Origin of the sequence: Streptomyces sp. PKU-EA00015 (genome assembly GCF_013387495.1) — a bacterium.
Classification (GTDB): Bacteria; Actinomycetota; Actinomycetes; order Streptomycetales; family Streptomycetaceae; genus Streptomyces.
Map to the genome: position 1 here is coordinate 88397 of NZ_JABZEE010000035.1, position 24907 is coordinate 113303.

Annotated in this window: 23 protein-coding genes and 1 riboswitch; of the genes, 8 read left to right on the forward strand and 15 right to left on the reverse strand. The window is 70.9% G+C overall.

Annotated features, from left to right (window positions below; all coding sequences use genetic code 11):
- Positions 1 to 32: 32 nt before the first annotated feature.
- Both HW130_RS21885 and HW130_RS21890 read right to left on the reverse strand, forming a co-directional pair.
- Positions 33 to 1280: a PotD/PotF family extracellular solute-binding protein gene (locus HW130_RS21885; RefSeq protein ID WP_177151370.1), complete on the reverse strand. Its 1248-nt coding sequence runs from the start codon at positions 1278 to 1280 to the stop codon at positions 33 to 35.
- Between the two features lie 74 nt (positions 1281 to 1354).
- The gene (locus tag HW130_RS21890; RefSeq protein WP_177151371.1) at positions 1355 to 2872 is read right to left on the reverse strand and encodes a gamma-aminobutyraldehyde dehydrogenase; all 1518 of its coding nucleotides are present in this window, start codon (positions 2870 to 2872) and stop codon (positions 1355 to 1357) included.
- 175 nt (positions 2873 to 3047) lie between these two features.
- On the opposite strand from HW130_RS21890, the gene HW130_RS21895 reads away from it, so the two are divergent.
- On the forward strand, positions 3048 to 3665 hold the full coding sequence (locus tag HW130_RS21895; protein ID WP_177151372.1) for an NADAR family protein: 618 nt from the start codon (positions 3048 to 3050) through the stop codon (positions 3663 to 3665).
- On the opposite strand, the gene HW130_RS21900 is transcribed toward HW130_RS21895, so the two are convergent.
- On the reverse strand, positions 3655 to 4374 hold the full coding sequence (locus HW130_RS21900; RefSeq protein WP_177151373.1) for a DUF4190 domain-containing protein: 720 nt from the start codon (positions 4372 to 4374) through the stop codon (positions 3655 to 3657). The genes HW130_RS21895 and HW130_RS21900 overlap by 11 nt on opposite strands.
- A 66-nt stretch (positions 4375 to 4440) precedes the next feature.
- Between HW130_RS21900 and HW130_RS21905 the strand changes: the two genes are divergently transcribed.
- Positions 4441 to 5511 (forward strand): adenosine deaminase, encoded by a 1071-nt coding sequence (locus HW130_RS21905; RefSeq protein WP_375256565.1) that lies wholly within the window; start codon positions 4441 to 4443, stop codon positions 5509 to 5511.
- Positions 5496 to 6251 (forward strand): glycerophosphodiester phosphodiesterase, encoded by a 756-nt coding sequence (locus HW130_RS21910; protein ID WP_309140518.1) that lies wholly within the window; start codon positions 5496 to 5498, stop codon positions 6249 to 6251. Before HW130_RS21905 ends, HW130_RS21910 begins: the two co-directional genes overlap by 16 nt.
- 148 nt (positions 6252 to 6399) lie before the next feature.
- On the opposite strand, the gene HW130_RS21915 is transcribed toward HW130_RS21910, so the two are convergent.
- From HW130_RS21915 to HW130_RS21925, 3 genes are all read right to left on the reverse strand, one after another.
- Entirely contained in the window at positions 6400 to 6972 is a 573-nt protein-coding gene (locus HW130_RS21915; RefSeq protein WP_256356240.1) for a hypothetical protein, read from the reverse strand.
- 41 nt (positions 6973 to 7013) lie between these two features.
- Positions 7014 to 7538 (reverse strand): HXXEE domain-containing protein, encoded by a 525-nt coding sequence (locus HW130_RS21920; RefSeq protein WP_177151375.1) that lies wholly within the window; start codon positions 7536 to 7538, stop codon positions 7014 to 7016.
- A gap of 92 nt (positions 7539 to 7630) precedes the next feature.
- Positions 7631 to 9070 (reverse strand): gamma-aminobutyraldehyde dehydrogenase, encoded by a 1440-nt coding sequence (locus tag HW130_RS21925; protein ID WP_177151447.1) that lies wholly within the window; start codon positions 9068 to 9070, stop codon positions 7631 to 7633.
- Between the two features lie 166 nt (positions 9071 to 9236).
- On the opposite strand from HW130_RS21925, the gene HW130_RS21930 reads away from it, so the two are divergent.
- From HW130_RS21930 to HW130_RS21950, 5 genes are all read left to right on the forward strand, one after another.
- On the forward strand, positions 9237 to 9752 hold the full coding sequence (locus tag HW130_RS21930; protein WP_177151376.1) for an Lrp/AsnC family transcriptional regulator: 516 nt from the start codon (positions 9237 to 9239) through the stop codon (positions 9750 to 9752).
- Entirely contained in the window at positions 9737 to 11116 is a 1380-nt protein-coding gene (locus HW130_RS21935) for an aspartate aminotransferase family protein (protein WP_177151377.1), read from the forward strand. The genes HW130_RS21930 and HW130_RS21935 overlap by 16 nt, the downstream gene beginning before the upstream one ends.
- Positions 11117 to 11304: 188 nt before the next feature.
- Positions 11305 to 12033 (forward strand): ABC transporter ATP-binding protein, encoded by a 729-nt coding sequence (locus tag HW130_RS21940; protein WP_177151378.1) that lies wholly within the window; start codon positions 11305 to 11307, stop codon positions 12031 to 12033.
- The gene (locus tag HW130_RS21945; RefSeq protein ID WP_177151379.1) at positions 12015 to 13154 is read left to right on the forward strand and encodes a hypothetical protein; all 1140 of its coding nucleotides are present in this window, start codon (positions 12015 to 12017) and stop codon (positions 13152 to 13154) included. Before HW130_RS21940 ends, HW130_RS21945 begins: the two co-directional genes overlap by 19 nt.
- 89 nt (positions 13155 to 13243) lie before the next feature.
- Positions 13244 to 14359 carry an LOG family protein gene (locus HW130_RS21950; protein ID WP_177151380.1) on the forward strand — a complete coding sequence of 372 codons (1116 nt, stop codon included), beginning with the start codon at positions 13244 to 13246 and terminating at the stop codon, positions 14357 to 14359.
- 22 nt (positions 14360 to 14381) lie between these two features.
- Here HW130_RS21950 and HW130_RS21955 read toward each other — a convergent pair whose 3' ends face one another.
- The 9 genes from HW130_RS21955 to rpsB form a co-directional block, all read right to left on the reverse strand.
- Complete coding sequence (locus HW130_RS21955) at positions 14382 to 15437, reverse strand: ABC transporter ATP-binding protein (RefSeq protein WP_177151381.1); 1056 nt, start codon at positions 15435 to 15437, stop codon at positions 14382 to 14384.
- Positions 15437 to 17053: an iron ABC transporter permease gene (locus HW130_RS21960; RefSeq protein ID WP_177151382.1), complete on the reverse strand. Its 1617-nt coding sequence runs from the start codon at positions 17051 to 17053 to the stop codon at positions 15437 to 15439. Before HW130_RS21960 ends, HW130_RS21955 begins: the two co-directional genes overlap by 1 nt.
- Positions 17054 to 17091: 38 nt before the next feature.
- Entirely contained in the window at positions 17092 to 18189 is a 1098-nt protein-coding gene (locus HW130_RS21965; protein WP_177151383.1) for a thiamine ABC transporter substrate binding subunit, read from the reverse strand.
- A riboswitch (TPP riboswitch) is annotated at positions 18185 to 18305 on the reverse strand. It overlaps the preceding gene by 5 nt.
- A 63-nt stretch (positions 18306 to 18368) precedes the next feature.
- Positions 18369 to 19475: a 23S rRNA (adenine(2503)-C(2))-methyltransferase RlmN gene (gene rlmN / locus HW130_RS21970; protein WP_177151384.1), complete on the reverse strand. Its 1107-nt coding sequence runs from the start codon at positions 19473 to 19475 to the stop codon at positions 18369 to 18371.
- A 279-nt stretch (positions 19476 to 19754) separates the two neighbouring features.
- The gene (locus HW130_RS21975; RefSeq protein WP_177151385.1) at positions 19755 to 20903 is read right to left on the reverse strand and encodes a phosphatidate cytidylyltransferase; all 1149 of its coding nucleotides are present in this window, start codon (positions 20901 to 20903) and stop codon (positions 19755 to 19757) included.
- Positions 20903 to 21460 (reverse strand): ribosome recycling factor, encoded by a 558-nt coding sequence (gene frr, locus HW130_RS21980; RefSeq protein WP_177151386.1) that lies wholly within the window; start codon positions 21458 to 21460, stop codon positions 20903 to 20905. Before frr ends, HW130_RS21975 begins: the two co-directional genes overlap by 1 nt.
- A gap of 134 nt (positions 21461 to 21594) precedes the next feature.
- Positions 21595 to 22359, reverse strand: coding sequence for a UMP kinase (gene pyrH / locus HW130_RS21985; protein ID WP_177151387.1), 765 nt, complete (start codon positions 22357 to 22359; stop codon positions 21595 to 21597).
- 156 nt (positions 22360 to 22515) lie between these two features.
- Positions 22516 to 23352, reverse strand: coding sequence for a translation elongation factor Ts (gene tsf, locus HW130_RS21990; RefSeq protein WP_177151388.1), 837 nt, complete (start codon positions 23350 to 23352; stop codon positions 22516 to 22518).
- A gap of 122 nt (positions 23353 to 23474) precedes the next feature.
- A complete protein-coding gene (gene rpsB / locus HW130_RS21995; RefSeq protein ID WP_177151389.1) occupies positions 23475 to 24395 on the reverse strand; it encodes a 30S ribosomal protein S2 in 921 nt (306 codons plus the stop codon).
- Positions 24396 to 24907 lie beyond the last annotated feature (512 nt).

Genomic DNA, 24907 nt, shown 5'->3' on the forward strand with positions numbered 1-24907 from the left:
CCAGGTGTGTCGGGTCGTCAGGACAGGGGCGGTCAGGCGCCGATGAGCTTGGCGAACTTCTCTTCGTACGCCGTCTCTTCCTCGCTGCTGAGCGAACGGAAGGAGTGGGACTTGGCCGCCATGGCCTCGTCCGGAATGATCAGCGGGTTCTCGGCCAGCGCGGGGTCGATCTTCGCCAGTTCCGGGCCGACTCCGGCGACCGGGGTGACGTAGTTGATGTACGCGGCGAGCTTCGCGGCCACCGGCAGCTCGTAGTAGTAGTCGATCAGCCGGGTGGCGTTCTTCCGGTGCCGTGCCTGGGCCGGGACCAGCAGGTTGTCGGTGGCCGTCATGTAGCCGGCGACGGGGATCGCATAGCGGATGTCGGGGTTGTCGACCTGGAGCTGGATCAGGTCGCCGGCCCAGGCGATGCAGGCGGCGATGTCGCCCTTGTCGAGGTCCGAGGTGTAGTCGTTGCCGGTGAAGCGGCGGATCTGCTTCTTGTCGACGGCCTTCTGGAGCCTGCCGAGCGCGGCGTCGTAGTCGGCGTCGGTGACCTTGACCGGGTCCTTGCCCATGTCGAGGAGGGTCATGCCGACCGTGTCGCGCATCTCGGTGAGGAAGCTGACCCGGCCCTTGAGCCTCGGGTCGTCCAGCAGCTGGGTGACGGAGTCCACCTTGCGGCCGCCGGTGGCCTTGATGTTGTAGGCGATGACGGTGGGGATGCCCGTCCAGGGGTAGCTGTAGGCGCGGCCCGGGTCCCAGTCGGGGCTGCGGAACTGCGGAGAGAGGTTGGCGTAGGCGTTCGGCAGCAGTGAGGGGTCGAGCTTCTGCGCCCAGCCGAGGCGGATGATCCGCGCGGCCAGCCAGTCGGTGACGTTGATCAGGTCGCGGCCGGTGTCCTGCCCGGCCGCGAGCTGCGGCTGGATCTTGCCGAAGAACTCGACGTTGTCGTTGATGTCCTCGGTGTACTTGACCGTGATCCCGGTCCGCCGGGTGAACTCCTGCAGCGTCGGACGGCTCTTCTCGTCCTCGCTGATGTCCATGTACTCGGTCCAGTTGGAGAAGGTCAGCCGCTTCTCCTTGTCCGAGAAGTCGTCGGAGCCCTCGGCCCCGGCCTCGCGCTTGGCCGGCGGGATGCCGCAGGCGCTCAGCAGGCCGGCGCCGCCGGCCGTGAGTGCGCCGATGCCGGACGCGCGCAGCAGTGAACGGCGGGAGAGGGCACCCCGGCCGTTGGTCAGGCTGCGCCGCATCGCGGCGATCTGCGCCGCCGAGAGGCGCTCGGACTCGTACTGCTCCATGACGCTCTGCCCTTTCGGGTGGGTTCGGCCGCTTGTCACGCGGCCTGACACCACGCGGCGGTAGCCGCATGTCGTTACGGACGGTCCCCGAAGATCGTGCGGTGCCAGTCCTTCCTGGCGATCGCGGTGTTGTCGTACATGACGTGCTTGACCTGCGTGTACTCCTCGAAGGAGTACGCCGACATGTCCTTGCCGAAGCCGGATGCCTTGTATCCGCCGTGCGGCATCTCGCTGATGATCGGAATGTGGTCGTTGACCCAGACGCAGCCCGCCTTGATCTCCCGGGTGGCCCGACCGGCCCGGTAGACGTCGCGGCTCCAGGCGGAGGCGGCGAGTCCGTAGGGCGTGTCGTTGGCGAGGGCGATGCCCTCGTCGTCGGTGTCGAAGGGGAGCACGACCAAGACGGGGCCGAAGATCTCGGACTGGACGATCTCGCTGTCCTGGGCGGCCCCTGTGATCAGCGTAGGCCGGTAGTACGCACCACGCTTGAGGTCGCCCTGGGGCGCTTCGCCGCCGGTCACGACGGTGGCATAGGCGCGCGCCCGGTCGACGAAACCGGCGACGCGGTCGCGCTGGAGGTGCGACACGAGCGGGCCGAGGTCGGTCGCGGGATCGAGGGGGTCCCCGAGCCGGACCGTGGCCATCAGGTCGGCGACGGCGGCGACGAAGGCGTCGTACAGCGGCCGCTGCACATAGGCGCGGGTGGCCGCCGTGCAGTCCTGGCCCGAGTTGATGAGGGAGCCCGCGACCGCGCCGTGGGCGGCGGCCTCGACGTCGGCGTCGTCGAAGACCACGAAGGGGGCCTTGCCGCCGAGTTCCAGGTGCAGCCGCTTGACGCTCGCGGTGGCGATCTCCGCGACGCGCTTGCCGACGGCGGTGGAGCCGGTGAACGAGGTCATGGCGATGTCCGGATGGCCGACCAGGTGCTCGCCCGCGTCCCTGCCCGCCCCGTTGACGATGTTGACGACGCCGTCGGGGACGCCCGCCTGTGCGGCGGCCTCGGCGAACATCAGCGAGGTGAGCGGGGTGATCTCGGCCGGCTTGAGGACGATGGTGTTCCCCGCCGCGATCGCCGGGAGGATCTTCCAGGCCGCCATCTGGAGCGGGTAGTTCCAGGGCGCGATCGAGCCGACCGTCCCGATGGGCTCCCGCCGTACGTACGAGGTGTGTTCGCCGCTGTACTCACCGGCCGACTGGCCCTGGAGGTGGCGGGCGGCCCCGGCGAAGAAGGCGGTGTTGTCCACGGTTCCGGGGACGTCGAACTCGGTCGTGAGCTTGATCGGCTTGCCGCACTGGACGGACTCCGTGTGCGCCAGGTCCTCTGCCCGGTCGGCGAGCACGCCCGCGAACCGGTGCAGCGCGTCCGAGCGTTCGCCCGGGGTGGCACCCGCCCAGCCGGGAAGCGCCTCACGCGCGGCGGCGACGGCGGCGTCGACGTCCGAGGCCGACGCGAGCTCGTAGGTGTGGACGGTCTCGCCCGTCGCCGGGTTCACCACGTCCTGCGTACGACCCGAGGTACCGGATCGAAGCCGTCCGCCGATGTACTGCGTGCCGGCCGCGAAGCGGTCCTGCATCGGGTGGCCGTTGCCCATGATGCTCTCCGTTGTTCCAGCTCGAAGTGAGTGCCGATCCTGGCAGAGGGTGACCCACGCAACAAGGGATTCCGTTGTTGCCTTTTGATTACGCGACGGAATCGGTCGACCATGTGTCGCGTGAGCGAGGCCGTCCCGCGACGGACTGTCGGGGGCGGCTGACAGACTCGCGTGCATGGGGACAGACGAACTGATCAAGCTGGCCGCCGAGGGACAGCGAATCAAGTACCTGCACTTCTGGGGGCATGCGCCGCGCCGCGACGGCCGGATCGGAGCGAGCTGCCTGAGTCAGTGGTGGCCCTCGCCGTTCGAGGTCGACGGCGTGCGGTACGCGACCGCGGAGCACTGGATGATGGCGGCCAAGGCCCGGCTCTTCGGAGACGCGGATGCGGAACACCGGGCACTGCAGGCGAAGAGCCCCGCCGAGGCGAAGAAGGCGGGGCGGCTGGTGCGCGGCTTCGACGAGGCGATATGGCGGCGCGAGCGGTTCGCGATCGTGCGTGACGGCAGCGTCCACAAGTTCGGCCAGGACGCCGCGCTGCGGGACTTCCTGCTGGGCACCGGCGACCGGGTGCTCGTGGAGGCCAGCCCGGTCGACCGCATCTGGGGCATCGGGCTGGCCGCGAACGACGAGCGGGCGCAGGACCCGGCACGCTGGCGCGGGCTCAACCTGCTGGGGTTCGCGCTGATGGAGGCGCGTGAGGAGCTGCGGGGACAGGAGCAGGCCCCGGTGCGGCGGGCCCTCGCGGGGGAAGGCCCGCCGACGTCACGGGCGGGCGACGTCAGCGAGTGACGTCGACGACCAGGTGGTTCGAGTAGCTGTCGTAGTCGTAGTCGTCCTGCCTCTTCTTCTCCTCGTTGATCGCCGTGGTGATGCCCCAGGCGACGAGGGCGATGAAGATGAGGCCGAGAACGATGCCGATGGAACCGAGGATGATGCCGGCCAGCGCCATGCCGCCGTTGGTGGCCTCGCCCCGCTGGGCCCGCTTGCGGCCGAGGATGCCGAAGATCAGCGCGAGCACGCCGAGGATGATGCCGACGATCCCGTACAGGCAGAACAGGCACACGGACAGGATGCCGAGCACCATCGCGGTGATGCCCATGCCGTTCGCCGGGCTCGGCGTCCAGCCCGGGTTCGGTCCGGCGTACGGCGCGTAGCCGGGGTAGGCGGCGCCGTACGGGTCGGAGGGTGCGCCGAAGCCCTCCGTGGGTGCGCCGAAGCCGCCCGCGGAGGCGGGGGGCTGGGGCAGGCTCGTGGCGGCCGGGTAGCCGTAGCCGGGCGCGGGCCCGCCCGGTGCGACCGGGGGCGGCGGCACGGAGCCGGTGTCGCCGGGCATCCCGATGACCGTCGGCTGGTCGTGCACGCTCGGCGGCGTGGGTGCGGACTGCGGCTTGTCCAGCGGCACCCTGTCCTGCGGGGCCCCGCCGGCCGGCGGGGCCCACGGGTCGTTCGGCTGGGGCGCGCCCGCCGGCCCGCCCTGGTTGCCGTGGTTGTCAGACATGGATCTCCCCCATAGGTGGTCCGGTCATGCTACGACCTCGGTCCCGGCCCCGACCGGCCGCCTACGATGATCCCCTCACCAGGCGCGGCGCATCGCACACGGAGGTACCCGATGACCGATCTGCACCCCTTCATCGCAGGGCTGCCCAAGGCCGAACTGCATGTGCACCACGTCGGATCGGCCTCCCCCCGCATCGTCGCCGAACTGGCCGCGAACCACCCCGACTCCAAGGTGCCGACCGACCCCGAGGCCCTGGCCGACTACTTCACCTTCACCGACTTCGCGCACTTCGTCGAGGTCTACCTCTCGGTCGTGGACCTGGTCCGCACCCCGGACGACGTACGGCTCCTCACCTTCGAGGTGGCCCGCGACATGGCCCGGCAGAACATCCGCTACGCGGAGCTGACGATCACTCCGTTCTCCTCGACCCGCCGCGGCATCGAGGAGAAGGCGTTCATGGCCGCGATCGAGGACGCCCGCAAGGCGGCCGAGAGTGAGCTCGGGGTCGTACTGCGCTGGTGCTTCGACATCCCGGGCGAGGCGGGCCTGGAGGCGGCCGAGGAGACGGCGCGGCTCGCGGTGGACCTGCGCCCGGAGGGCCTCGTGTCGTTCGGGCTCGGCGGTCCCGAGATCGGCGTGCCGCGCCCGCAGTTCAAGCCGTACTTCGACCGCGCGATCGCCGCGGGCCTGCACTCCGTGCCTCATGCGGGCGAGACGACGGGACCGCAGACGGTCTGGGACGCGCTGAACGACCTGCGTGCCGAACGCATCGGCCACGGCACCAGCTCCCCGCAGGACGCGAGGCTGCTGGCGCACCTCGCCGAGCGGCGCATCCCGCTGGAGGTCTGCCCCACCTCCAACATCGCCACGCGGGCGGTCGTCGACCTCGACGAGCACCCGATCAAGGAGATGGTCGCGGCGGGTGTGCTGGTGACGATCAACAGCGACGACCCGCCGATGTTCGGCACCGACCTCAACAACGAGTACGCGGTCGCCGCCCGCCTGCTCGGCCTCGACGAGCGCGGTCTGGCCGACCTCGCGAAGAACGCCGTCGAGGCGTCGTTCCTGGACGCGGCGGGCAAGTCCCGTATCGCCGCCGAGATCGACGAGTACACCGCCGCGTGGCTCGCCCGCTGACCGGGCCCGGCGCCCCAACGGACGCCGGGGACCCGCGTCCGGTCACCGTCGTCGCCCACCGCTGCGACCCCTACCGGGCGCGGGAGAACACCCTGCCGTCGCTGCGGTCGGCGATCGAGCACGGGGCGGACGCGGTCGAGATCGACGTACGTCTGACCCGCGACGGCGTGCCCGTGCTGCTGCACGACGACTCGCTGCGGCGGCTGTGGGGGCGCGACGTGCCGCTCGCGCGGCTGACGCACGCCGAGATCGAGTCCCTGACCGGCGGCGGTGTGCCGACGCTGCCGCAGGCGCTGGCCGAGGCGGGCGAGCACCGTCTGATGATCGATCTGCCCGGCGCCACGGCGGAGTCGGTGCGCACCGTGGTGGGCGCCGTCCGCGCATGCGGCGCCGGTGAGCGGGTGTACTACTGCGCGGGACCTGCGACCATGCTCGCCGTCCGGTCCGCCGACCCGTCGGCCGAGCTCGCGATGACCTGGACGACGCTCGCCCCGCCGCGCCCGATGCTGCTGGACGCGGTGCGGCCGCGCTGGCTGAACTACCGGTTCGGTCTGATCGGACGGGAGTTGACCGACCGGGTCCACCGGCAGGGCATGCTGGTGTCGGCCTGGACCGCGGACACCCGGCGCACGATGCGCCGGCTGGTCGCCTGCGGTGTGGACTCGATCACCACCAACCGTGTGGACACGCTCGGCGCCGTACTGCGCGAGGCGCGGCTCTCGCAGGGACTGGGCGGGTGACCGGACGGCCTGGCACCGGCATACGCCGACGGACGCCACGCCGTCCGGCAGCCTCTCGTGCTGACGCGTCCGACACCGGAGCCGGGCGGCGAGGGAGTGACGGACCGCCCGAGCCGTCGGCGCCCCGGGGGTCCGGACCGGCGGCGCGTCAGGCGCCCGCCGGGCCGGTACGGTGGCCGGCCGCCTCAGGGCTCGGTTCACCTCCGGGGCGCTCGCCCGCGGCGACCAGTGCCTCCAGTCGCTTGATCCTGCGGCGCACGGCGTACAGCGGGATCACTCCGAAGACCCCGAAGGACATGTCGATGACCGACCACCAGAAGGGGATCCCGCGGACCGGACCGCAGATCAGCGCGAGCGGGATGATCCCGGCGCACGCGATCATGCCGAACTCGACCACCCAGATGTTGCGCACCGGATCGCGGTAGGGCCCGTAGAAGGCGACCGCGATCACCAGGTGCGCGAAGGCCAGCCAGTCGGTGCCGTACAGCACGAAGGGATAGGCCTCTTCGGTGGCGTCGAGTCCCTCGCGCACCCGGCCGATCCACTCCGCGAGGCCGGGCAGGTGCTCCGGGACGGGCGAGGCGTCGGAGTTCAGCAGCCCCTCCAGCCAGCGGAGTTCGGTGACGAGCGGAAAGGCGGTCGCGCCGCTGAGCACCAGGCACACGACGAAGAGGACCAGCCACACGCGTATTCCCCGCAGGAGGACTTGTCGCTCACTCATGGCGTCACACTACGCAAGAAGTGAACGTGTTCAAAAGCGAGTCACGCAGTGACTCTCCTGGCGATCAGGTGCGAGACGGCGGTGGCGCCCGCGGCCAGGGCGAGACCGAGCGCCGCGTCCCGCGCCCGCGCGGGACGCAGCACCCCGGCGCGCCGCAGCCGGCCCCGCGCCCAGAGCGTGAACGGCACCACGATCAGCGGTGAGGTCACCGAACCCGGCGTGTAGCCGCGGACGGCGGCCGCCTGGGCGAGATGGACCAGACCGTGCAGCCCGAAGCCGTCCAACGCGCCCTGGTAGAAGCCGGACCGGCCGCCCGAGCGGTGACCGGCGACGGCGGCGGAGCCGACGATCGCGGCCATCACGCCCACGGCGGCCGCGAACTCCCGCTCGTCGACCGCATCCATCGCGCGCCACACGCGCTCCGGCGCCTGCGGGAACCGCCTGCGCAGCACGGGCACGTTCTCACGGAGCCAGCGCGGTCCGGTGGCCAGCTCCTCGGCGTCGTGGAGGACCCAGGCGGCCAACAGGCCATACGTGACAAGGGAGTTCAGGCGGTCATCGCTCATGATCGCCAGTCTGCCCCACCCGGGCGCCTCGGGTACGGAAAAGGGGCGGGGCGGGGAAACCTCCCCGCCCCGCCCCTCGCGACCGGGTGCGATCAGCCGTCCAGCGACGTCATCACGTGCTTGATCCGCGTGTAGTCGTCGAACCCGTACGCCGACAGGTCCTTGCCGTAGCCCGACTTCTTGAAGCCGCCGTGCGGCATCTCCGCCACCAGCGGGATGTGCGTGTTGATCCAGACGCAGCCGAAGTCCAGCGCCTTCGACATGCGCATCGCGCGCGCGTGGTCCTTGGTCCACACCGACGACGCCAGCGCGTACTCCACGCCGTTCGCCCACTCCAGCGCCTGCGCCTCGTCCGAGAAGGACTGGACGGTGATCACCGGGCCGAAGACCTCGTTCTGGATGATCTCGTCGTCCTGCTTGAGGCCGGAGACGACGGTCGGGGCGTAGAAGTAGCCCTTGTCGCCCACGCGGTGGCCGCCCGCCTCCACCTTGGCGTGCGCCGGCAGACGGTCGATGAAGCCGGTGACCTGCGCCAGCTGGTTGGCGTTGTTGAGCGGGCCGAAGAGCACGTCGTCGTCGTCCGGCGCACCCGTCTTCGTCTCCGACGCGGCCTTCGCCAGCGCCGCCACGAACTCGTCGTGGATCGACTCCTGCACGAGCACGCGCGTGGCCGCCGTACAGTCCTGGCCGGCGTTGAAGAAGCCCGCGACCGAGATGTCCTCGACGGCCTTGGCGATGTCGGTGTCCTCGAAGACCACGACCGGCGCCTTGCCGCCGAGCTCCAGGTGGACGCGCTTGACGTCCTTGGCGGCGGACGCGGCGACCTGGATGCCGGCGCGGACGGAGCCGGTGATGGAGGCCATCGCCGGCGTCGGGTGCTCGACCATCGCGCGGCCGGTCTCGCGGTCGCCGCAGATGACGTTGAAGACGCCCTTGGGCACCACGGAGCCGATGATCTCGGCGATCAGCACGGTCGACGCCGGGGTGGTGTCGGACGGCTTGAGCACCACGGTGTTGCCCGCGGCGAGCGCCGGGGCGAACTTCCACACGGCCATCATCATCGGGTAGTTCCACGGCGCGACCTGGGCGCAGACGCCGACCGGCTCGCGGCGGACGATGGAGGTCATGCCCTCCATGTACTCGCCCGCGGAGCGGCCTTCCAGCATGCGCGCGGCGCCCGCGAAGAAGCGGATCTGGTCCACCATCGGCGGGACCTCTTCGGTACGGGTCAGCCCGAGCGGCTTGCCCGTGTTCTCCGACTCGGCCGCGATCAGGTCCTCTGCCCTCTCCTCGAAGGCGTCCGCGATCTTCAGGAGCACCTTCTGGCGCTCGGCGGGCGTGGTGTCACGCCAGGCGGGGAACGCGGCGGCGGCGGCCTCCATGGCGGCGTCGACGTCAGCCTGTCCGGAGAGCGGCGACGTGGCGTACACCTCGCCGGTGACGGGGTTGACGACGTCGATGGTCCGGCCGTCGGCGGCGTCCCTGAACTCCCCGTTGATGTAGTTGCGCAGACGACGCAGCTCGGTGGTCACTGTTGCCACCCCTCCTGTCAGATGTCCGATGGGTGAGACACCCCACCCTAATCGCTTCTGCGACGTTTTCAACAGGCCTGACCGCCCCCAACTTCGGATTCAGTGAGATTCGACCGCCTGAACAACGAATTTCATCACTCAGGGCTTGCCAGATCGACGGGTACCGGTGCAGAGTGAGCTCGTGGCCAGTCGTAGCGCAGACTCCAGGAACCAGGTCGGCAGCGGTTCGTCGTCCCCGACGATCGACGCCGTCTCCCTCGCGATCATCGAACAGCTTCAAGAGGACGGACGCCGTCCGTACGCGGCGATCGGCAAGGCCGTGGGCCTTTCCGAGGCGGCCGTGCGACAGCGCGTCCAGAAGCTGCTCGATCAAGGCGTGATGCAGATCGTCGCCGTCACGGACCCGCTCACCGTGGGCCTGCGACGCCAGGCGATGGTCGGCATCAAGGTCGAGGGAGACCTCGACCCCGTGGCGGATGCGCTCACGGCCATGGCCGAGTGCGAGTACGTGGTGATGACCGCGGGCTCCTTCGACCTGATGGTGGAGATCGTCTGCGAGGACGACGACCACCTGCTCGAAGTGATCAACAAGCGGATCCGTGCGCTCCCCGGCGTGCGCTCCACCGAGAGCTTCGTCTACCTCAAGCTCAAGAAGCAGACCTATATGTGGGGAACCCGATAGCCGTGAGCAAGGACCTCTCCAAGACCGCCTACGACCACCTGTGGATGCACTTCACCCGCATGTCGTCGTACGAGAACGCACCCGTGCCCACCATCGTTCGTGGTGAGGGCACCTACATCTTCGACGACAAGGGCAAGCGCTACCTGGACGGCCTCGCCGGCCTCTTCGTGGTCCAGGCGGGCCACGGCCGCAGGGAGCTCGCCGAGGTCGCCGCCAAGCAGGCACAGGAGCTGGCGTTCTTCCCCGTGTGGTCCTACGCCCACCCGAAGGCCGTCGAGCTCGCCGAGCGCCTCGCGCACCAAGCCCCCGGCGACCTCAACAAGGTCTTCTTCACCACCGGCGGCGGCGAGGCCGTCGAGACCGCCTGGAAGCTCGCCAAGCAGTACTTCAAGCTCCAGGGCAAGCCGACCAAGTACAAGGTCATCTCGCGTGCGGTCGCCTACCACGGCACCCCGCAGGGCGCCCTGTCCATCACCGGCCTGCCGGCCCTCAAGGCCCCCTTCGAGCCGCTGGTCCCCGGCGCGCACAAGGTGCCGAACACCAACATCTACCGCGCCCCGATCCACGGCGACGACCCGGAGGCCTTCGGCCGCTGGGCCGCCGACCAGATCGAGCAGCAGATCCTCTTCGAGGGCCCCGAGACCGTCGCCGCGGTCTTCCTGGAGCCCGTGCAGAACGCGGGCGGCTGCTTCCCGCCCCCGCCCGGGTACTTCCGGCGCGTCCGCGAGATCTGCGACCAGTACGACGTGCTGCTGGTCTCCGACGAGGTCATCTGCGCCTTCGGCCGCCTCGGCACGACGTTCGCCTGTGACAAGTTCGGCTACGTGCCGGACATGATCACCTGCGCCAAGGGCATGACCTCGGGCTACTCCCCGATCGGCGCCTGCATCGTCTCGGACCGCCTCGCGGAGCCGTTCTACAAGGGCGACAACACCTTCCTGCACGGCTACACCTTCGGCGGCCACCCGGTCTCCGCCGCCGTGGGTATCGCCAACCTCGACCTCTTCGAGAACGAGAAGCTCAACCAGCACGTGCTCGACAACGAGGGCAACTTCCTGTCGACGCTGCAGAAGCTGCACGACCTGCCGATCGTCGGCGACGTCCGCGGCAACGGCTTCTTCTACGGCATCGAGCTGGTGAAGGACAAGGTCACCAAGGAGTCCTTCAACGACGAGGAGACCGAGCGCGTCCTGTACGGCTTCCTCTCCAAGGCGCTGTTCGACGCCGGCCTGTACTGCCGGGCCGACGACCGCGGCGACCCGGTCATCCAGCTGGCGCCGCCGCTGATCTCCGACCAGTCGACCTTCGACGAGATCGAGCAGATCCTGCGCTCGGTCCTCACCGAGGCCTGGACGAAGCTCTAGCCTCCCCAGGCTCCGGCGCCCGCACGAACGGCCCGGGTACCCCCATCCGAGTGAGATGGGCGGTGCCCGGGCCGCGTGCTTCCCCGGACCCCGGCAGTGACTCCCTAGCGTGCCCAGTGACCGATCGGCCCTGTCTTCGTTCCCCCGTAAGGGGGGCCGGAAATCTGATCAGAACCGAGGTGTACGCGATGGTGGTCCCGCCGGACAACGACGTGATCTGGGCTCGTTCCCTGCACCACTCCCACCGCGGCTCCCCGGCGCTCGTCGGGGTGTCGCTCGGAGTACGCGAGGGCGAGATCCTCGCCGTGCACGGAGCGCGGGGCAGCGGAAAGACCACGCTCCTGCGGTGCCTTTCCGGCCAGCTCGTGCCGCAGGAGGGCGAGGTGTGGTTCAACAGCACACCCGTCCACACCATGCCCCCGCTCCGGCGCGAGCGGCTGCGGCGCGACCGCTTCGGCTGGATCGACCCCGAACCGACCCTCGTCCCCGAGCTGCGTGCATGGGAGAACGTCGCCCTGCCGCTGCTGCTGTGCGGCGCCTCCCACCGCTCGGCCAGGAGGACCGCTCTGGAGTGGATGGACCGCCTGGACGTCGGTGCCGCTGCGGACAAGCGGCCGCGCGTCCTCGTCCGGGCCGAGCAGCAGCGCGTCGCCGTCGCCCGCGCACTCGTCACCACGCCGTCCGTGCTCTTCGCCGACGAGCCGACCGCGACGCTGCACAGCGCCGACCGCGCCCATGTGCTGCGTACGGTGGCGGCCGCCGCCAGGTCCCACCGCATGACCATGGTCCTCGCCACGCACGATGCCGACGTGGCCGCCCTCGCCGACCGCGTGATCGTGCTCGCCGACGGCCGCCGGGCCGGCTCCCCGCAGGCGGCCGAGGCGGAAGGCCGGGCCGCGTGCTCGCTCTCCGTCTGACCCGCGGCGCCCACGCCCTCGTCCAACTGCGGCGGCTCCTGGTCGCCGCGGCGTCCGCGGGCGTCGGCTTCCTGATGCTCTGGACTCTGACGTACGCGCTGTCCCATCCCGCCGACTCCCGCACCGCGATCCAGCAACTGCTGTGGTGTGCGATCCCGCTCGCGGCGACCGTGTACTTCGCCGTCGCCGTCGCCCGTACCGACCCGGGCACCCGGCCGCGGTCCGGCCTGTCGGCCGTCGGTCTCGGACCGGCCGGGCTCACGGTGGTCGCCGCGACGACGACGGCCGTCGCGGCGACGCTGGGGAGCGTGGTCGCCCTCCTGGTCTTCCTGCATCTGCGGGGCGATCTGAGCGGGCTGCCGTTCGACGGAGCGGCCGCCGACCTGCTCGCGGCCGATCACCCGCTGCCGTCCGGCGCCGTGCTGACGCTGCTGTCGCTCGTCCCGGTGACCGCGACGGCGGCCGCCGCGATCGCGCTGCGCCCCCGGCCCGCCGCCGAGGACGAGGCGCCCGCCTCGGCGCCCGCCGGGCTGCCGTGGGGGGTCGCCATGATCGCCGGCGGCCTCGCCGTCGAGACGTACGCGAGCGGACGGCCCTCCGGGCATGCGCTCGCCCTGCCCGGCCCGATCGGCGGTCACCCGGCCGGGATCCTCGCCGGCTGGGTGCTGGCCGCGGCCGGCCTGTGGCTCGCGGGACCGGCCCTGACGCATGTGTGCGGCCGTCTCCTGCAGGCCGTACGGCCCGGTGCGACCCGGCTGCTCGCGGGCCGCATCCTCATGGCGGAGGCCCGCCGCGTCGGCCGCCCGCTCGGCGTGGTGTGCGCGGTGGCCTCCGGGGCGCTCGCGGTGACCGCGCTCCACGGGGACATGACCCGCCCCTGGGGCCCGATGACCGCACTGGGCGCGACGCTCGTCGTCGCCTGCACGATGGCCACGCTGCTCACCGCGGCGCTGGAGGTCCGGCAGTCGCGGACGGACACGACCGAGGCCCTGCTGCGGCTGGGCGCGCATCCGGCGGCGCTGCGCCGAGCCGCGTGGCTGCGCGCGGGGGCTCTGCTGCTGCTGTTCGCGCCGCTGACCCTGACGTTCGCCACAGTGGCGGCCGCGCCGCTGAAGGGCTGACGGCCCCTTCGTTCCGTACCCTCACAGCCCTGCGGGCCCCGCCCTTCCCCGCGGCGTGGCACGCACCCGGCGCGGCCTATCGTGGGCCCATGACGCACCCCGAGCCGCAGGCGGAGCACCGCGAGATCGAGTCACTCGAGGAATTCGACCGGGTGGTCTCCCGCGGCTCGCTCGCCGGATTCCGCGTCCAGTCCGTCGACCTCACACAGCGCACGTCCGTGCTGTTGTCCGCGGACACCGACCGAGCCGTGTTCCTCGGCTGCCCGATGGAGCCCGCGGCCGCGGCGAAGGTCCGTGCCGACGGGGCGCTCGTCTTCCCACCCGTGCCGGACCTGCCGTTCGACCCGTACCGCGGCCGCCTCTACACCGCGGATGAGCTCTTCGCCGGGCTCGACGGCGGATACGCGGCCACTGCGGACGCCCTCGCCTACGACTGGTTCCAGCGCACCAGGGCCGACGGCGACGTCTTCGCCTCGATGCTCCGCTCGATCCACGACGACGCCCTCTCGGACGCCCTCGACGAACTCCTCGCCGACGCCCGCGTGGTGGGGGTCATGGGCGGCCACGCGATGGGCCGGGGCACCGAGGCGTACGCCGGCGCGGCACGGCTCGGCCGCGCTCTGACGCGCGCGGGGTTCACGGTGGCGACCGGGGGCGGGCCGGGTGCGATGGAGGCCGCCAACCTCGGCGCGTACGCCGCTCCGCACTCCGACGAGATGCTGGAGGACGCCCTCCAGTTGCTGGCGAAGGCGCCCTCCTTCATGCCCTCGGTCACCGACTGGGCGCAGGCTGCCTTCGAGGTGCGCGCCCGATGGCCGCAGGGCGCCGGCTCGGTCGGCATCCCCACCTGGTTCTACGGGCACGAGCCGCCGAACGCGTTCGCGGGGCACATCGCCAAGTACTTCGCCAACGCCACACGCGAGGACGGTCTGCTGGCCCGCTGCGACGCGGGGGTGGTCTTCCTGCCGGGCGCGGCGGGGACGGTGCAGGAGATCTTCGACAACGCGACCCCGAACTACTACGGGTCGCGCGGCGAACCGACCCCCATGGTGCTCGTCGACCGCGCCCACTGGACCGGCCATCTGCCCACGTGGCCACTGCTGCGCTCGCTCGCCCGGGGGCGGGCCATGGAATCGCGGATCGCTCTCGTGGACTCGGTCGAGGACGTACCCCAGGCGCTGCTGCGGCTGGGGGCCGGCGCGTAGGCAACGGCGCCGGACCCGTGGATCAGACGCCGGGCTCCAGGACCACCACGTCGTCCGCGGCGAACACGACGCCGACTCGCGCCCCTTCGCCCGGCGCGTTCGGCAGGGAGCACTCGGCCTCGAGCACGGGCCCTTCGGCGGGCCGCAGGCGCAGGGCGACGTGACTGCCGCGGAAGGTCCGCGAGACGACCGTGGCCGCCGTGCCCTCGCCCGGTTCCACGACGTGCACGCCGGACGGCCGCACGAGCAGCGTGCGTTCGCCCTGCGGCGAGCAGTCGGGGACGGGGATCTTGCCCCAGGGAGTGTCGGCGGCCGCGCCGCCGACCGTGGCCGGCACGACGTTGTCGAAGCCGAGGAAGCGTGCGACGAACTCCGACGCCGGGCGCTGCCACACCTCCAGCGGCGTACCCGTCTGGGCGATGCGCCCCTCCTGCATGACCACGACACGGTCGGCGAGCGCGAAGGCCTCCCCCTGGTCGTGGGTGACGGCGAGGACCGTGGTCCCCAACCGGCCGAACAGACCGCGCAGTTCGACGACGAGCCGCTCGCGCAGCCCGCGGTCCAGCTGGCCGAGAGGCTCGTCGAGCATCAGCAGCTTGGGCTCCGGCGCCAGCGCCCGGGCGAGCGCCACCCGCTGCTGCTCACCGCCGGAGAGCGCGGCCACGGACCGCCGCTGCGCCCCCGGGAGCCCGACGAGCTCCAGCAACTCGTCCACCCGGCGGCCCTGTTCACCCCGGCCGGCGCGAGGCGTCTCCCCGGCCGGGGAAGGACGCATGCGCAGCCCGAAGGCGACATTGCCCGCCACGTCGCGGTGCGGGAAGAGCTGATGGTCCTGGAACATCAGCCCCACGCCCCGACGGTGGACCGGCACCCCGGCCTGGTCGGCACCCGCGAGCAGCACCCGGCCCGCGTCGGCGCGCTGGAGTCCGGCGACCACCCTGAGCAGCGTGGACTTGCCGCTGCCGCTCGGTCCCAGCACGCAGACGATCTCGTGCTCGGCGACCTTCAGGTCCACCGCGTCGAGGGCGGTCCGCAAACCGAACCGTACGGTGACGCCCTCGAGTTCCAGCAGCGCCATCAGAACTCCTCGGAGGTGGTGTCGGTACGGATGCGTTCGAGGAGGAGCAGCGCCGCGGCGCACACCACCATCAGGATCGTGCCGAGGGCCATCGCCTGCCCGTAGTTGAGCTCGCCGGGCCTGCCCAGCAGCCGGGCGACGGCGACGGGCAGCGTCGGCTGGTCGGGCCGGGCGATGAAGACGGTCGCCCCGAACTCGCCGAGCGAGACGGCGAACGCGAAACCCGCCGCCACCAGCAGCGCCCGGCTCACCAGCGGCAGATCGACCTCGCGCCAGGCGCGCAGCGGCGACGCGCCGAGCACGGCCGCCGCCTCGCGCAGCCGGACGTCGACGGCGCGCAGGACGGGCAGCATGGACCGTACGACGAAGGGCACCCCGACCAGCGCCTGCGCGAGCGGCACCAGCATCCACGTGCCGCGCAGATCGAGCGGCGGCTCGTCGAGCGTGATCAGGAACCCGAAGCCGACGGTCACCGCGGAGACTCCGAGGGGCAGCATCAGCAGGGCGTCGAATCCGCGGACCAGCCGGCCGGCCCGCCGGGTGAGGGCGGCCGCCGCGAGACCCCCGACCAGCACCGAGACGGCGGTCGCGACGAGCGCGTACTCCAGCGAGTTGGCCACGGCGTCGATCGGCGGGACGAGGAAGGCGCCGCCCGTCTCGTCGAGCACGGTGAGCGCGCGGTAGTAGTCGAGTCCGTAGCCGCGGGGGGTGTCGAAGGACCGCTCGACCAGCACGCCGAGCGGCGTGATCAGGAGCAGGGCGACGGTGACGAGCACGCCGCAGAGCACCGTCCACTGGGCGGCTCCGCGCGGACGGCGGGCGGTACGGGCCGGGTCGACGAGCCTCAGCGCACCCTCGCGGCGCCGCACGGCCCGGGCGTGGACGGCGAGGACGACGCCGACGGCCACGAACTGCAGCATGGTGAGCACGGCCGCCGTCGGCAGGTCGAGCATCTCGGCCGTCTGCCGGTAGATCTCCACCTCGAGGGTGGAGAAGGCGGGGCCGCCGAGGATCTGCACGACGCCGAAGGAGCTGAAGGTGAACAGGAAGACCAACAGTGCCGCCGCGGCGACGGACGGCGCGAGCGCGGGCAGCGTCACCCGCCGCCAGGCCGTCAGCCGCCCGGCGCCGAGCACCCGCGCGGCCTCCTCCTGACGCGGGTCGAGCTGCGACCACAGGCCGCCGACGGTGCGGACGACCACGGCGTAGTTGAAGAAGACGTGCGCGAGCAGGATGGCCCAGACCGTGGTGTCCAGGCGCACGCCCCACATCTCGTCGAGCAGTCCCCCGCGTCCCAGCAGGGCGAGGAACGCCGTGCCGACGACGACCGTCGGAAGCACGAACGGCACCGTGACCACGGCGCGCAGGAGGCGCTTGCCGGGGAAGTCGAGCCGGGCGAACACGTAGGCGCCGGGCAGGGCGACGAGCAGGGTGAGCGCGGTGGAGGCGAGCGCCTGCCAGGTGGTGAACCACAGGACGTGCAGGATGTCCGGACGTCCGAGGACCTCGCCGAACCGCCCGAACTGCCAGGCGCCCTCGACGCGCAGGCCGCGGCCGACGATCGCGGTGACCGGGTAGGCGAAGAAGACGGCGAAGAACGCGACGGGGCCGGCCATCAGGGCGAGCCGCGCCGCGTTCCCCCGCAGGGACTGCCTTACTTCAGGACGAGCGAGGACCACGACCGGACCCACTGCTCACGGTTCTCGGCGATCGTGCCGGGAGCGACGGTCTCGGGCTTGTCGACGACCACACCGTGCTCGGTGAACAGCTCGGGCAGCTTCGCGCCCTCGACCACGGGGTTGACGAACATGGTGAGCGGCATGTCCTCCTGGAACGTCTTGGTGATCAGGAAGTCCAGCAGCGCCTTGCCTCCCGCCTCGTTCCTCGCGCCCTTGAGCAGACCGGCGAACTCGATCTGGCGGAAGCAGGTGCCGGTCGCCACACCCGTGGGCGCCTCCTTGGGCTGCGGGTCGGCGTAGAGGACCTCGACCGGCGGGCTCGAGGCGTACGAGACGACGAGGGGACGGTCGGCGCCCGCCTTCTTGCCGCCGGCGGAGCCGGAGAACTCCTCGTTGTACGCCTGCTCCCAGCCGTCGACGACCTTGACGCCGTTGGCCTTGAGCTTCTTCCAGTAGTCCTGCCAGCCGGACTCGCCGAACGCGCCGACGCTGCCGAGCAGGAAGCCGAGGCCGGGCGAGGACGTCGCCGGGTTCTCGACGACGAGCAGGTTCTTGTACTCGGGCTTCGCGAGGTCGGCGAAGGTCTTCGGGGGCGCGAGCTTCTTGTCGGCGAAGAACTTCTTGTCGTAGTTCACGCAGATGTCGCCGGTGTCGACGGGCGTGACCCGGTGCTTGTCCGCGTCGAGCCGCGCCTCGTCCGTCACCTGGTCGAGCCCCTTGGCCTCGTACGGCGTGAACAGGTCGTTGCCGAGGGCGCGGGAGAGCAGTGTGTTGTCGACGCCGAAGAAGACGTCGCCCTGCGGGGAGCCCTTGGTGAGGATCTCCTTGTTGAGCGCGGCGCCCGCGTCCCCGCTCTTGAGGACCTTGACGGTGTACCCGGTCTGCCGGGTGAACTCCTTGAGGACGGCGTCGGACGCCGCGAAGGAGTCGTGGCTGACGAGGGTGACGGTCTTTGACGCGCCGCCGGTGCCGGACCCGGAGTCCTCGGACTGCCCGCCGCAGGCCGCGAGGGCGGTGACGCCGAGGGCGGCGGCGAGCGCCGTGCCGGTGGCACGCCGAAGCTGGCTGTTCATGATGGTGCTGACTCCCTACGCCGGTATGACCCGGATCAGGTCCGAGGGTCTGCGGCCCCGGGGCGTCCTGCGCCCTGCCGCACTCTCAGCGCTGCTGCGCTCCCCTGTCGGAATGTTTCGTTGTTCATTTGTGCGAACGCACAGGGCACAGTATCAGCCACCCGGCCGAGGGCCCCTGGTCACCGCTCCTGCGCTGCCAGCTGCCCGCAAGCCCCGTCGATCTCCTGCCCTCGCGTGTCCCGGACGGTGACCGGCACACCATGGGCCGCGATGGCCTCGACGAACGCCTTCTCGTCCTCCGGCCGCGACGCCGTCCACTTGGAGCCGGGCGTCGGGTTCAGCGGGATCAGGTTGACATGCACCCGCTTGCCCTTGAGGAGACGGCCGAGCAGATCACCGCGCCACGCCTGGTCGTTGATGTCACGGATCAGCGCGTACTCGATGGAGATCCGGCGGCCGGACCTCTCCGCGTACTCCCATGCGGCGTCGAGGACCTCGCGGACCTTCCAGCGGGTGTTGACCGGGACGAGGGTGTCGCGCAGCTCGTCGTCCGGCGCGTGCAGGGAGACGGCGAGGCGGCACTTGAAGCCCTCGTCGGCGAAGCGCAGCATCGCGGGGACGAGGCCCACCGTGGAGACGGTGATGCCGCGCTGCGAGAGGCCGAGGCCGTCCGGCTCGGGGTCGGTCAGCCGGCGGATGGCGCCGACGACCCGCTTGTAGTTGGCGAGCGGCTCACCCATGCCCATGAACACGATGTTGGACAGCCGGGCGGGGCCTCCGGGCACCTCTCCGTCCCGCAGGGCGCGCATGCCGTCGACGATCTGGTGCACGATCTCGGCGGTGGACAGATTGCGGTCGAGACCGGCCTGCCCGGTCGCGCAGAACGGGCAGTTCATCCCGCAGCCCGCCTGCGAGGAGATGCACATCGTGACGCGGTCCGGATAGCGCATGAGGACGGACTCGACGAGCGTGCCGTCGTGGAGGCGCCACAGCGTCTTGCGGGTGGTGTCGTCGTCGCAGGAGATGTGCCGCACGACCGACATCAGGTCGGGCAGCAGCTCCGTGGCGAGCTTCTCCCGCGCGGAGGCGGGGATGTCGGTCCACTGCGCCGGGTCGTGCGCGTACCGCGCGAAGTAGTGCTGGGACAGCTGCTTGGCGCGGAACGGCTTCTCGCCGATCGCGGCGACGGCGTCCTTGCGCTCGGCGGGTGAGAGGTCGGCAAGGTGCCGCGGGGGCTTCTTGGCTCCGCGGGGCGCGACGAAAGTGAGTTCTCCGGGCTTGGGCATGGTGCTACCAGTGTCGCAGACACCGCGAGGTGGCCTGCGGCCGCTGACCCGGGGGTGGTCGCCCGGAGCCGTCCGGGCGGGACGCCGTTCGGTCAGCGCCGCCCAGAGGTCGGGGTGGAGGCCGTCGGGCGAGCCGGCCGGCATGCAGCGCCGAGCCGTCCGGAGTCCGGCTCCGCGGCACCGGGTCGCCCGGATACGACGGAGGGCTCGCCGTCCAGGGCCCGTGCCCCGAAGGGGCCATGGGCGAGGACAGCGAGCCCTCACGCGGAGAACCGCAGGTCAGCCGGAGCCGACGAACAGCACCAGCAACAGCCACACCACCGGGGCCGTCGGCAGCAGCGAATCCAGCCGGTCCATGATGCCGCCGTGGCCGGGGAGCAGGGTGCCCATGTCCTTGATGCCGAGATCCCGCTTGATCATCGACTCCCCGAGGTCGCCCAGCGTCGCGCTGGCCGCGACCGCGAGGCCGAGCAGCAGGCCCTGCCACCAGGTGCCGCCGTCGACGAGGAACTGCATGCACAGCGCGCCCGCCGCCATCGCGAATGCCACCGCTCCGAGCAGTCCTTCGCGGGTCTTTCCGGGGCTGATGCGCGGTGCGAGCTTGTGCTTGCCGAAGCGCCAGCCGACCGCGTACGCACCGGTGTCGCTGACGACCGTGAGCACCAGGAAGGTGATCACCCGTTCCGGCCCGTCGTCCGCGCTGAGCATCAGCGCGACGAACGTGGCGAGGAAGGGCACGTAGAAGGCGGCGAAGACACCCGCCGTGACGTCCCTGAGGTAACCCTCGGGCGGCTCGGTCATACGCCAGACGAGCACCGCGAGCGCGGTCAGCGCCGTGGCCACCCAGGCGCCCTCGACCCCGCGCACGTAGCCGGCCACGACCATGGCAGCGCCGCCGACCGCGAGCGGTACCAGCGGCGCCTTGATCTGCTTGCGCTCCTGGAGGCGGGTGGTCAGCTCCCACAGGCCGACGACGACGGCGACCGCCACCACGCCGACGAACACGGCCTTGACGATGAAGAGCGACGCGACGATCACCGCGCCGAGCCCCACACCGACCCCTATGGCCGCCCGCAGATCGCGGCCGGCCCGCTTCTTCTGCGGCGGCTGCGGCTGCTGAGGCGCTGCCGGCGGCGGGCTGGGCATGGGCTCCTGCGTGTTCTCGTCGCGGAACAGGGGGCCACCGAGCCGTGCGGCCCCCCGGTCGCGGTCCTCGCGGCCGGCCCGGCCGCTGGGCCCCTCGGGGGATTCGGCGTCTCTACCTGCGTCGGGAAAGTCCGGCACGATGGGCATGGGCTGCGCCTCTGATGTATACCGTGCGTCGTGCCCATCGTAGGCGGGACCCGCCGGGAGGGGCCCCTGGTCGGGCGGTGGCCATGCACCGGCGTATCCGGCGCCGTGCGAGGCCCCCCAGGAAGAGTCGTTCATCAGACCTCGAGCAGCTCGGCTTCCTTGTGCTTGAGCAGCTCGTCCACCTGCGCGACGTACTTCGCGGTGGTGTCGTCGAGCTCCTTCTCCGCACGCCGGCCCTCGTCCTCGCCGACCTCGCCGTCCTTGATGAACTTGTCGATGGTCTCCTTCGCCTTGCGGCGGACGGAGCGGATCGAGATCTTGGAGTCCTCGGCCTTCGACTTGGCGACCTTGATGAACTCCTTGCGGCGGTCCTGCGTGAGCTCCGGGAAGACCACGCGGATGATGTTGCCGTCGTTGCTCGGGTTGACACCGAGGTCCGAGTCGCGGATCGCCTGCTCGATGTTGCGCAGAGCGGTCTTGTCGAACGGCGTCACAACGGCCATCCGCGGCTCCGGGACCGAGAACGACGCCAGCTGGTTGATCGGGGTCAGGGCACCGTAGTAGTCCGCCACGATCTTGTTGAACATCGCCGGGTGCGCACGTCCGGTGCGGATCGCGGCGAAGTCATCCTTGGCGACCAGGACGGCCTTCTCCATCTTCTCCTCGGCCTCGAGGAGGGTCTCTTCGATCACCACTTGCTCCTGCGTGTCTTGAGTTGGGCCCGGCATCGGACTGGGCCGGCGGAACCTGCGTCGCGTGTTCCCTGCACGGTGTACGACCGGCAGGGCTTTGTCCATCCCCGAGGGCGCCCCCCGAGGCCCTCGGGTCAGGCCCGGGTGTCCCGGTCGCTCACGAGCGTGCCGATCTTCTCACCCCGGACCGCCCGAGCGATATTGCCCTCGGTGAGGAGTTCGAAGACGAGGATCGGGAGCGCGTTGTCGCGGCAGAGGGTGATGGCGGTGGCGTCGGCGACCTTGAGGTTGCGGGACAGCACCTCGCCGTACTCCAGCGCGTCGAACTTCACCGCGTCCGGGTTGGCCTTGGGGTCGGAGTCGTAGACGCCGTCGACACCGTTCTTGCCCATCAGCAGTGCCTCGGCGTCGATCTCCAGGGCGCGCTGGGCGGCGGTGGTGTCGGTGGAGAAGTAGGGCATGCCCATACCGGCGCCGAAGATGACGACGCGGCCCTTCTCCAGGTGCCGTACGGCGCGCAGCGGGATGTACGGCTCCGCGACCTGTCCCATGGTGATGGCGGTCTGCACACGTGAGTCGATGCCCTCCTTCTCCAGGAAGTCCTGGAGAGCGAGGCAGTTCATGACGGTGCCGAGCATGCCCATGTAGTCGGAGCGTGCCCGGTCCATGCCGCGCTGCTGGAGTTCGGCTCCGCGGAAGAAGTTCCCGCCGCCGATCACGACGGCGATCTCTGCGCCGTCGCGGACGACCGCTGCGATCTCCCGTGCGATGGCGTGTACGACGTCGGGGTCGACGCCGAGACCGGTGCCGCCGGAGAAAGCCTCTCCCGACAGCTTCAGCATGAAGCGGCCGGCCTTTTTGTCGTGGTTGTCGTCGCCTTGTGCGGCGCCCTGGTTCATGGAGATCTCCTCGTGCACATACGAAGAAGGCCATTGCCGTTGGGGTCGTGCTGTCCCTGTCGGCAATGGCCTCCTCGTCAGATCTGCGGTCGTCCGGCGCGAACGCGGACGACTGCTTCAGACCCTACCGGGGTCCGGGGTCCGTCGCGTACGGACTCAGATGCCGACCTTGATGCGGCTGAAGCGCTTCAGGGTGACACCGGCCTCGTCCAGGATCTGCTGGACCGACTTCTTGTTGTCGAGCGCGTACGGCTGGCCCAGGAGGGTGGCCTCCTTGAAGAAGCCGTTGACGCGACCCTCGACGATCTTCGGGAGAGCGGCCTCGGGCTTGCCCTCGGCGCGCGTGGTCTCCTCGGCGACGCGGCGCTCGGCCTCGACGACCTCGGCCGGAACGTCCTCGCGGGAGAGGTACTTCGGGGCGAAGGCGGCGATGTGCTGCGCGACGCCCTTGGCGATCTCGGCGTTCTCCTTGTCGAGCTCGACGAGAACACCGATCTGCGGGGGCAGGTCGGGCATGGTGCGGTGCATGTACGCCGTGACGTAGCCACCGGAGAACTGCGCGAAGCGGTCCAGGACGATCTTCTCGCCGAGGTTGGCGTTGGCCTCGTCGACGTACGCCTGCACGGTCTTGCCGGGCTCGATCTCGGAGGCGAGCAGGGCCTCGATGTCCGCCGGGGAGGTGGCGGCGACGTGCGCGGCGAGCGCGTTCGCCACGGCCTGGAACTTGTCGCCCTTGGCGACGAAGTCCGTCTCGCACTTCAGCTCGACGAGGACACCCGAGGTGTTGTCGTCGGCGATCAGGGAGACCACGGCACCGTTCTCGGCGGAGCGGCCCTCGCGCTTGGCGACGCCCTTCTGGCCCTTGATACGCAGGGCCTCGACGGCCTTGTCGACGTTGCCGTCCGACTCGTCCAGCGCCTTCTTGCAGTCCATCATGCCGGCGCCGGTGAGCTCGCGGAGCTTCTTGACGTCAGCGGCGGTGTAGTTCGCCATGAGTCTGAGTTTCTCTCTCGAAGTCTGAAAGATCTACGAAGATCTGGAAGATCTACGGGTGGACGGCGGGGGCTGCACGCCCCCGCCGTCGTCAACCGAACCTGTGAAGGTCAGGCCGTAGGTCAGGCCTGCTCGGCCTCGGCGGCCGGAGCCTCAGCCTCAGCGGCCGGAGCCTCGGCAGCCGGAGCCTCGGCAGCCGGAGCCTCAGCGGCCGGAGCCTCGGCAGCGGCCTCGGCCGGCTTGGCCTCGGCGTCGTCGGCCTTCTTCTCGCCCTCGAGCAGGTCGCGCTCCCACTCGGCCAGCGGCTCGCCGGCGGCCTTGTCGCCCGGCTTCTGGTCGCCGGTCGCGGCGCCGGAGCGGGCGATGAGGCCCTCGGCGACGGCGTCGGCGATCACGCGGGTGAGCAGGGTGACGGAGCGGATCGCGTCGTCGTTGCCCGGAATCTTGTAGTCGACCTCGTCGGGGTCGCAGTTGGTGTCGAGGATCGCGACGACCGGGATGTGGAGCTTGCGCGCCTCACCGACGGCGATGTGCTCCTTCTTGGTGTCGACGATCCAGACGGCGCTCGGCACCTTCTGCATCTCACGGATACCACCGAGGGTCTTCTCCAGCTTGGCCTTCTCGCGGGAGAGGACCAGGAGCTCCTTCTTGGTGAGGCCGGAGGCGGCCACGTCCTCGAAGTCGATCTGCTCGAGCTCCTTGAGGCGCTGCAGACGCTTGTAGACGGTGGAGAAGTTGGTGAGCATGCCGCCCAGCCAGCGCTGGTTGACGTAGGGCATGCCGACGCGCGTCGCCTGCTCGGCGATGGCCTCCTGGGCCTGCTTCTTCGTACCGACGAACATGATGGAGCCGCCGTGCGCGACGGTCTCCTTGACGAACTCGTAGGCGCGGTCGATGTACGACAGCGACTGGAGCAGGTCGATGATGTAGATGCCGTTGCGCTCGGTGAAGATGAAGCGCTTCATCTTCGGGTTCCAACGACGGGTCTGGTGACCGAAGTGGACGCCGCTCTCCAGCAGCTCCCGCATCGTGACGACGGCCATGGCCGTATCTCCTTGGGTTCTCGGTTGTGTCCTGACGCCCCGACGCGCCGTGCCGCAAGGGACCGAGGAGCGCGGCCACCGACCGCTGAGGGGTGGGTGGCGGGGCGTGCGAAGTCGACCCGGTGACCCGGATCGCCAGAAGAAGTGTACGGGACCCATGACGTCCCGGGTGACGGCGCTGTCCACAACCACCCGGTTGTCCACAGTTCAGGGCCGAGATCACCGCGGCTCGGGCGGCGCGCGGGACGGTGTCCCCCATGAACTGCGCACTTCCCGCAAGGCACCCGCGCCGCGCCCTGTCCGTCCTGCTCCTGCTCCTGCTGGCGCTGCTCGCGTCGTCGTCCCCACGGGGCCCGGGTGCGGGTGCAACGGTCGGGTCGGACGCGCCTGCGGGGACAGGGGTGTCGTGGGCACGGGGAGGGGCGGCCCTGCGACGCCCCGTAATGACGCCTCGCGAGCCGGCTCTCGGAGCCAAGGCGCCGGCGAGTCCACGGTCGGAGGAAGCCGGCGGG